This is a genomic window from Pseudoalteromonas sp. '520P1 No. 423' (genome assembly GCF_001269985.1).
Classification (GTDB): Bacteria; Pseudomonadota; Gammaproteobacteria; order Enterobacterales; family Alteromonadaceae; genus Pseudoalteromonas.
Map to the genome: position 1 here is coordinate 4,063,469 of NZ_BBZB01000001.1, position 7,466 is coordinate 4,070,934.

Consider the following 7,466-nt stretch of genomic DNA (forward strand, 5'->3'; position numbering starts at 1 on the left):
AATTTGTATTAATGAGTTTTTCGTTAATAACGTGCTGAAGCAGGCTGTTTTTCTCCAATAAGTAGCCAAATTACTAAGCCGATTAATAAAAATGGCCATAAAACAGCAACGCCACTAAAAAGTAACGCACCCGCAACAACTAACAAACTCGCTCCAATAATACCTGCAATACCTACAGCTAAAAATACACATACCGCGATCACGGCACAAATTGCAAAAACAACAAAAAGCACTGTTGCGATAGGTTCAAACCATAAATCATCTAATTGAAAGTTAAATGGCCAGTGGATATGAAAATGCTCAAAGTGGAAAAACCCACACATGTATAAAAAACATATCAAGCCAATAATTATCAGTGTTTTCATAAAAGCTCCTAACCCCATCTCATTTCGATTTGGGGCTATCAAATTGAAAAAGGCTAATAACGCTCTGGTAAAACCATCGCACCAACAAAGTATCCAATTAAAACTGCAACAGGAAACATGAAAAATAAAAGTAATGTCGCTAAACGTACACCCCAAACAGGAAAGTCATTACTTTTAGCTAACCCAGCACATACACCAGATATTTTTTTATTTAACTTATCTTTATAAAATGAACTTGTATTTCGATATTTACGCATAACTTCCCCCTATATTTATAAACTAAACTGCAACTTTCTTTTTCAGTTCAGCTAACTGAGCTTCTATTTCATCATTTTTTTCAAGCTCTTCAAATTGTTGCTGTAAACTGCATGCTTTTCCTAAATCATAAGATTCAACTTTTGCTTCAATCTCATCAACTTTTCGCTCTACAGATTCAAAACGCTCAAACGCTTTATTTATTTGTTCGCTATGAAGCTGTGTTTTAACTCTTAATAGCGAAGTAACGGTTTCTTCCCTTTTCATAATGCTTGCTTGCTTTGCTTTTGCTTGATCTAACTTGGCTTGTAAATTATCCACATCTTCTTTTAATTTATTTAAAGCATCATCAACCTTTGCCAATTCAAGCGTTAAACTCTCGACTGCTTTAGCTCCTTTACTTTTTTCGATTAAAGCTGATTTTGCTAAATCATCTCGTTGTTTTTCCAGTGCGAGTTCAGCTTTTTCCTGCCAGAAGTCAATTGATTGATTAACTGAACTCAACTCTCTATTAAGCGTTTTTTTATCTCCTAAAAATCCTGCCTGCGTACTTCTAACTTCGACTAATGTTTCTTCCATTTCTTGTATCATTAGGCGCACTAGCTTTTCAGGGTCTTCAGCTTTATCTAATGCTGATAAAACATTTGATTGAATAATATCTGTTAAACGAGTAAATACTCCCATAACCTTTCTCCTTGTTGATTAATATTTATTTTTAAATTTATATATTTAACTATTACAAGTGCTGTGCCAACTAAGTTATAAAAAATAAAACACTATAAAAACAACAAGATAAAACAAATACTTAAAAATATTTAGTAATTAACAATGCTAAAGTATTCTAGCCAGTATAAATTTTGGTTAATTTAACCACTACAAATAGTCTAATTGACCAACTGATTTGAAGGAGAATTTATAGTCATTTTTAGGTTAGAGGTTCGAGGTTCGAGGTTCGAGGTTCGAGGTTCGAGGTTCGAGGTTCGAGGTTCGAGGTTCGAGGTTCGAGGTTCGAAAATATTATTCAAGATGTTTGTTTTTCGAGGAGTAATATGAATTTTTGAAGATTAATTTTGCTGGATAAAAAAACAGAATGAATATTTATGATTTTTGCAAAGTATATAAGTATTAAGATCTCATACATGTAATCACTTAAATAAAGTCGACATTGTTTAAGGCAACGATTTCAGACTATTACAGTTGTGAGTAATAAGGCAGCTTTTGAAATAAGTTAACACCTATATAGGTTGCAGCCATGCTTAATACTGGAATTAAGAATAATGTTAAAAGCGGAAATAAATCGAACATTGGAGCCACCTAATTTTATGTTATCTATAAAGAAGAAACCGTAAAATAACGTAATTATTTTTAAATTATTTCATAAAGTGATGAATGGTTAATATAAATGATGAATGGAAAAACACTAAAACATTGATAAATCTAACCTGAGTGACTTAGGTTAAACTTATCTCCTGTCAAAACACAATTGCATTAAATTTGGCGCTCTTTTACTTAACTGAATCCCCATAAACGTTACTAATAAACTTGCTACAGGTGTAAGTAATATGCTGAACAATAATGATGATTGAATCATAGCAACATCCCTACTTAGTTAATTGTTTGATAATGATAGACTTTTTTTTCGTATGAGATTGGGCTTTTAAATCTCTGATAATCACGCGATTTGGTCGAATTTCATTATTAAATTCATTCAAATATTTACTAATGCTTCTATAAGTCTCTTTTTCTATTTGAAGTTTTGCTTCATTAACTTGAGATAAAACAATATGATCCATCATAGTTTTAAAATTTACTTGTTCTGCGCTAACTGATGCTGATACACCTAAAATAGTAAAAATACCTACTGCAACTTTTTGAGTAAACTGTGACATTTTATTCTCCTTGAAATTAAATAATGTCGATTTTGTTTTAAAGTTACATTAGGTATTACAAGGTATGTGCCAACTATAAAGGAAAGATGCAAGCAGTTGATTGTAAAGGGATTTTAAAATAAAAGACTTATAAAGTGGTGAATTTAACGAAATAATTGGTGAGTTTGACGATAAAATTATAAATTTATCTTTAATGTGATTCCGATTTCGGGAATCTAAATCCCGAAATCAAGACACTATTTCTTACATTTTATAATATCTAAAGTGCAGTTATTCCGGCACAAATGATAATGCTTTTTCCATTGTATTAATATCAGCTTGTTTACCATGACCATTTTCAGATAAATGACGGCGGTATGAACGTGCACCAGGTAACCCTTGAAACATGCCCAACATATGACGCGCCACATGCCAAAAATTCGCGCCTTTAGTCATTTCATCTTCAATGTAGTCATACATATTACGTACAACCTGATGACGTGTAATCGGGTTAACAGTTTCATCACCATAAATAAGCTGATCAACTTGCGCCAATATAAACGGGTTTGCATATGCTTCACGCCCCATCATCACACCATCAAGTTTATCTAAATGCGCAATAGACTCACTCAAAGTTTTAACTCCGCCATTAATACTAATATCTAAATGAGGATAATCTTTTTTAAGCTGATAAACGCGTTCGTAATCAAGTGGTGGTACTTCTCTATTTTCTTTAGGACTCAAACCACTTAACCATGCTTTTCGTGCATGAATAATATAGTCATCACAACCCACTTTATGTGTGGTATCTATAAAGTCACATAAAAACTCATAGGAATCCTGCTCGTCTATTCCAATACGTGTTTTTAAAGTAACAGGAATATCCACTTGTGCTTTCATTGCTGAAACACAATCAGCAACCAAAGTCGGTTCAGCCATTAAACATGCGCCAAAACGTCCATTTTGCACACGATCAGATGGACAACCTACATTTAAGTTTATTTCATTATAACCGCGTTCTTGTGCTAACTTTGCACACTTAGCTAAAGCTTCAGGATCTGAGCCCCCTAACTGCAAAGCAACAGGTTGTTCATGATGATTAAAATGTAAATAATCCCCTCGGCCAAATAAAATAGCACCAGTCGTGACCATTTCTGTATATAAAACAGTATTTTTAGTTAACTGGCGATGAAAAGTACGGCAATGACGGTCAGTCCAATCGAGCATAGGTGCAATTGAAAATCTACGGTTAACAGGTTTGTTGTTCATATTCTATCTAGGCCTTATATTTACTGGGCTTAGCTGGCTAAGGCCTAGCAACCGCTCAACTTCAAAATTGTTAATTTAACCATCACACGGGACCACAAATATGAACCATAAAACTGTTCTTAATTGCATTAGGTGACGGATAAAAATAATGGCGTATTTTATCATAGAAGTTGTAAAGCCTGCCAATAAGAAAGTTTACTTATTTATAATTCATAAAGGCCACTTTAATTTAGCGGCCTCGAATGTTTTATTTATCTGAATAACCCCAAGGGCTGCCGGTGGTGTAATTGGTTTAGTTAAGTCAAAATCAACACGAAATAACTTTCCTTGCCTAACTAATCTATAGGTAAATCTTTTTGGGTAAATATGCATTTCCCAAATGTTATGAGTAGATTGTGGAATTTTACGTCGGATAAAATCTTCTTTTTAATATTGATCCGCAGGGAAAAACTGCGCCAGCGCAAAACCCGCATCAACCGTGTGACCTCCATACATAGTGACATCATCATATGAGCCATCTTTTAGTCTATCATCGTGCTTTAATGAAATACCCGAACCTGTTTTGGTTAAAATCCAAGTTCTTGAAGCATCGTTACCCACGTGGAATGGGATCTGTAATTCTCGAACTGAACACTTTCTTACATGCATCACCAATTTTTTATTTGCAAAAGAATCACTGTTTGCGCTATCTGCAACTAGCTTGCCTTCATAGGCTTTACCGCAATGGGCTTTTAAATTATTAAAGTAAGCATCTTGGCTGGCGATTGAAACGAAAGGAACCTCTAAAATGATCGGTGTTTCTTTGGCTGTTGCGCTCGTAGCTGCGGCTAAAGCTAGCGTAGTTGAAATCATTTTTATTATATTTTTTATTGGCTGAGTTCTAAGCTTAATTAAAGTGAACGACATATTGGCATATCATTACAGGCACTTACTAATAACTTAAGTTAGTATGCTATTAAGATGCGGCTACTTGTATTCTCAGTTGATATAGTTAATACAAGATTTGAACTTACCTTGTTAATAATTATTACGAAGTGGATTATTTTTTATAAAATGGGTTATATATATTGAATAACTTATAAAGGGAATGTATTGGATAAATACTTATGACAACCAAAACAAGTAAATTAATACTAACAACGGTTAATTTGTAATATGGCACAAAAGAATCAAGGTCAAGAAAACCTCTTAAATACAGTTGAATAAGCTGTATCAAACACATAATACTCGATGTCATAAAACAAAAATGGGCGACGAAATAAAACGGACATTTCTTAATTCTATGCACATAAAATAAAGCAATAACAAATAAAAGCTCCATCATAAACATAGATAAATAAAACAGCTTTCTAAGTTTCATTTTTTCCACTTCAAATGAGAACGTAAAATCTCTGACTTCAGAAGTCATAAAATGAAAAATGAAAACTGTGAGCGCACTTAGAAAACTAGAAAGTAAAATATGATTACTTTCATCTTTATTTTTTTCGCCAAATATTAAAGGAATTATTTCACGCATAAATAAGAGCAAAATCATTGTAAACGAAAGCGCTTCAAATTTAATGATCAAGACCCCTAAAGTCTTAAGTGCGATATCAATACCTATCATTGAAGAGCGCCTTTATTTAGGGGGCTCAATACCATCACCTCCTCCTGAACCTAGAGTTTTAGGAGGTTCAATACCGTCACCTCCTCCTGAACCATTCGGTTCAAGTATCACACTATCAAGTGCTAACTTCCTGAGCCCATCCATGCTAAAACTTACAACATCTGACTCTAAGGTGGCTTTAGTTTGAGTATTTCCCCCCTCTTTAGAAGAGCTCATGTCTTGCGAGTTGAGTGAATTTATTGCCTGATAATCATTTACTTTTGTTCCTGTAACATTCATAACTTACTCCTTGACTTTTATTTAAAATACAAAGGTTTTCTGTAATAACTTATGCCACTTGTTATAAATAATAGACAGCTATGGTAATTCTATATTGGGAAAACATTGTTATTTATTTTTTTCAAATTAATAAATAAGTTGTATTTTATAAGTGCTATTGTATGGCCTTGAGATCAAAGGTTAATGAACTCAAAATTGCGAGTTATAAAAGCAAAAATTAAGCAAATACATTTAAATTGTTAAACTTAAAGTGAAAATAAGAGCTCTTACGTATTATGGTACATATATTAAGCAGATTTTCACGCTACATTGGTATAGAATAAAATCATTAATAAATACCAATATAGCGATAATCTGGTTGGTATAAGGATATAAATGCATGAAAATAGACTGTCAAATAGAACAAAGCGCACTAATCCAAAAAGCGAAAGATGTATGTGAAAGCAAAGGTACGCGATTTACAACAATACGTGAAAAAGTTTTTGGATTGTTAGCCGAAACAGATAGCGGTGTTGGTGCTTATGATTTACTAGAGCAATTAAAAGTCACTGAGCCAAACGCCAAACCAGCTACAATATACCGTGCTTTGGATTTTTTATCTGAAATGGGCTTTATTCATAAAATAGAAAGCACAAACTCATTTATGTTATGCCACCATTTTGACCATACACACCCTGTGCAGTTACTCATTTGCGATAATTGTGGTAATGTTAATGAGTTACACTCAACAATTATATCGCATGAGCTTAATAATCAAGCGCAAGAGCTTGGTTTTACAGTATCTAGACAAACAATTGAAGCACATGGTCTTTGTCAAAAGTGTAATTAAAAGTAAACTTTAATGATTTAAGCTTAATTTAAATTAAAATGACTTAATAAAATAGTTTGCAATTTAAGACTAAAAGCACTTGAATTAGTAATTAGGAAAGGCATTAAGCCTTCGTTTGAAATAACAATTGGATTTGTATAATGAATGTAGAATTCATCAACCCTTTTTTATCATCTCTTATGAACGTATTAAGCACCATGGCTCAAACACAATTAAAGCCAGGTAAACCTATGATGAAAAAATCGGAAGTCGCAAAAGGCGATGTATCAGGTTTAATTGGCATGGTGGGCCCACAAACCAAAGGTTCTTTATCTATCTCTTTTGATGAAGAACTATCATTAACCATAATGGAACGTATGTTAGGCGAGCGACCTGATGACATTAATGAAGAAGTCACCGATATGGTTGGTGAAATTACTAATATGGTTGCAGGCGGTGCTAAAAACCTTTTAGGTGAAAAAGGCTATGAGTTTGATATGGCGACACCCGTAGTTGTATCAGGTAAAGGCCATACTATCACTCATAAATGTGATGGTCCTAAAGTATTAATGCCATTTTCCTGTGATGCAGGCGCTGCTCATATTGAAGTCTGTTTCGATAAACTATAACTGAACTTATAGTAATGAGCTGGTTTCAAAAAACAATTACATTAAAGCCACGTTCTCGTGGCTTTCATTTAATCACTAATGAAATAGAGCACGCATTGCCTCAACTGAGTAAATACCATATTGGCTTAGCCCATATTTTTATTCAGCACACCTCCGCAAGTCTCACCATTAATGAAAATGCCGATCCAACCGTTAGAATAGATATGGAAAGTCATTTCAATCACTTTATTCCTGAACAACAAAGCTACTACTTACATGATTATGAAGGTGATGACGACATGCCTGCACATATTAAAGCTAGCACGTTAGGGAATAGCCTATCTATTCCTATTTCAAATGGTCAATTGAGCTTAGGTACTTGGCAAGGAATTTATTTAGGTGAGCATA

10 protein-coding genes and 1 pseudogene are annotated in these 7,466 nt (G+C 33.6%); 3 read left to right on the forward strand and 8 right to left on the reverse strand.

Translation table 11 applies throughout. The features are described from left to right. Window positions 1–23 precede the first annotated feature (23 nt). From PSA_RS18550 to PSA_RS18585, 8 genes and pseudogenes are all read right to left on the reverse strand, one after another. Window positions 24–365, reverse strand: a complete 342-nt coding sequence (locus PSA_RS18550; RefSeq protein ID WP_042152170.1) for a hypothetical protein — start codon at window positions 363–365, stop codon at window positions 24–26. Between the two features lie 53 nt (window positions 366–418). Continuing rightward, window positions 419–622, reverse strand: a complete 204-nt coding sequence (locus PSA_RS18555; protein WP_042152168.1) for a PspC domain-containing protein — start codon at window positions 620–622, stop codon at window positions 419–421. A 22-nt stretch (window positions 623–644) separates the two neighbouring features. Continuing rightward, entirely contained in the window at window positions 645–1,304 is a 660-nt protein-coding gene (gene pspA / locus PSA_RS18560) for a phage shock protein PspA (RefSeq protein WP_042152165.1), read from the reverse strand. Between the two features lie 917 nt (window positions 1,305–2,221). Continuing rightward, window positions 2,222–2,509 carry a hypothetical protein gene (locus PSA_RS18565; protein WP_042152162.1) on the reverse strand — a complete coding sequence of 96 codons (288 nt, stop codon included), beginning with the start codon at window positions 2,507–2,509 and terminating at the stop codon, window positions 2,222–2,224. A 270-nt stretch (window positions 2,510–2,779) separates the two neighbouring features. Beyond that, window positions 2,780–3,757 carry a tRNA dihydrouridine(20/20a) synthase DusA gene (dusA, locus tag PSA_RS18570; RefSeq protein WP_082305777.1) on the reverse strand — a complete coding sequence of 326 codons (978 nt, stop codon included), beginning with the start codon at window positions 3,755–3,757 and terminating at the stop codon, window positions 2,780–2,782. Between the two features lie 247 nt (window positions 3,758–4,004). Next, window positions 4,005–4,609 (reverse strand): annotated as a pseudogene (locus tag PSA_RS18575) (hypothetical protein). Window positions 4,610–4,796: 187 nt separating this feature from the next. Further along, window positions 4,797–5,363 (reverse strand): hypothetical protein, encoded by a 567-nt coding sequence (locus tag PSA_RS18580; protein ID WP_042152158.1) that lies wholly within the window; start codon window positions 5,361–5,363, stop codon window positions 4,797–4,799. Window positions 5,364–5,375: 12 nt separating this feature from the next. Then, window positions 5,376–5,642: a hypothetical protein gene (locus tag PSA_RS18585; protein WP_042152156.1), complete on the reverse strand. Its 267-nt coding sequence runs from the start codon at window positions 5,640–5,642 to the stop codon at window positions 5,376–5,378. A gap of 379 nt (window positions 5,643–6,021) precedes the next feature. On the opposite strand from PSA_RS18585, the gene PSA_RS18590 reads away from it, so the two are divergent. From PSA_RS18590 to PSA_RS18600, 3 genes are all read left to right on the forward strand, one after another. Next, window positions 6,022–6,471 (forward strand): transcriptional repressor, encoded by a 450-nt coding sequence (locus tag PSA_RS18590; RefSeq protein ID WP_042152154.1) that lies wholly within the window; start codon window positions 6,022–6,024, stop codon window positions 6,469–6,471. Window positions 6,472–6,611: 140 nt separating this feature from the next. After that, complete coding sequence (locus PSA_RS18595; RefSeq protein ID WP_042152151.1) at window positions 6,612–7,079, forward strand: chemotaxis protein CheX; 468 nt, start codon at window positions 6,612–6,614, stop codon at window positions 7,077–7,079. A 14-nt stretch (window positions 7,080–7,093) separates the two neighbouring features. Continuing rightward, on the forward strand, window positions 7,094–7,466 hold a 373-nt coding region (locus PSA_RS18600; protein WP_059364986.1), incomplete at its 3' end, for a secondary thiamine-phosphate synthase enzyme YjbQ.

Excerpts from the sequence above, each read along its gene's own strand:
- PSA_RS18550 (WP_042152170.1), bottom strand. The coding sequence starts at position 365 with ATGAAAACACTGATAATTATTGGCTTGATATGTTTTTTATACATGTGT.
- PSA_RS18555 (WP_042152168.1), bottom strand. The coding sequence starts at position 622 with ATGCGTAAATATCGAAATACAAGTTCATTTTATAAAGATAAGTTAAAT.
- pspA (WP_042152165.1), bottom strand. The coding sequence starts at position 1,304 with ATGGGAGTATTTACTCGTTTAACAGATATTATTCAATCAAATGTTTTA.
- PSA_RS18565 (WP_042152162.1), bottom strand. The coding sequence starts at position 2,509 with ATGTCACAGTTTACTCAAAAAGTTGCAGTAGGTATTTTTACTATTTTA.
- dusA (WP_082305777.1), bottom strand. The coding sequence starts at position 3,757 with ATGAACAACAAACCTGTTAACCGTAGATTTTCAATTGCACCTATGCTC.
- PSA_RS18580 (WP_042152158.1), bottom strand. The coding sequence starts at position 5,363 with ATGATAGGTATTGATATCGCACTTAAGACTTTAGGGGTCTTGATCATT.
- PSA_RS18585 (WP_042152156.1), bottom strand. The coding sequence starts at position 5,642 with ATGAATGTTACAGGAACAAAAGTAAATGATTATCAGGCAATAAATTCA.
- PSA_RS18590 (WP_042152154.1), top strand. The coding sequence starts at position 6,022 with ATGAAAATAGACTGTCAAATAGAACAAAGCGCACTAATCCAAAAAGCG.
- PSA_RS18595 (WP_042152151.1), top strand. The coding sequence starts at position 6,612 with ATGAATGTAGAATTCATCAACCCTTTTTTATCATCTCTTATGAACGTA.